The organism is Neisseria sp. P0021.S007, assembly GCF_051956855.1.
Map to the genome: position 1 here is coordinate 1 of NZ_JBQCXA010000996.1, position 553 is coordinate 553.

1 protein-coding gene is annotated in these 553 nt (G+C 55.2%); it reads left to right on the forward strand.

Features of this window, described 5'->3' with window-relative positions; translation table 11 throughout:
• Positions 1–65 precede the first annotated feature (65 nt).
• A partial coding sequence (locus ACTHUR_RS17165) for an NAD(P)/FAD-dependent oxidoreductase (protein WP_440399912.1) occupies positions 66–553 on the forward strand: 488 nt, incomplete at its 3' end.

Sequence of the window (553 nt, forward strand, 5' to 3'; positions counted from 1 at the left end):
GTGATATAGCAAAACAAGTTCTAAAATATGCTGCTTATTTATATATTAAAAACAAGGAGAAACTGATGTCTAAGGTTGCGGTACTCGGTGGCGGTCTGTCGGGCCGTCTGATGGCGTTCCAACTGGCAGAGCAGGGCATTTCGGTCGAGTTGTTTGAGAAAGGCGAACGCAACGGCGCGCAAGCCGCCGCTTATGTTGCCGCGGCCATGTTGGCGCCTTCTGCCGAAGCGGTGGAGGCAACGCCCGAAGTCATCCGTTTGGGCAAACAAAGCATTGCACTTTGGCGCGCGATTGTCTGCCGTCTGAATACGCCGGTGATGATGCAGGAAAACGGCAGCCTGATTGTTTGGCACACGCAGGACAAGCCGCTTTCTGCCGAGTTTGCCCGTCATTTGAAGCGCGGCGGCGTGGCGGAACATGAAACCATACGTTGGAACGCGGATGAAATCGCAGCAAACGAGCCGCAACTGGCAGGGCGGTTTTCAGACGGCCTGTATCTGCCTACGGAAGGGCAGCTGGACGGACGGCAAGTATTGAATGCGCTTGCCGATGC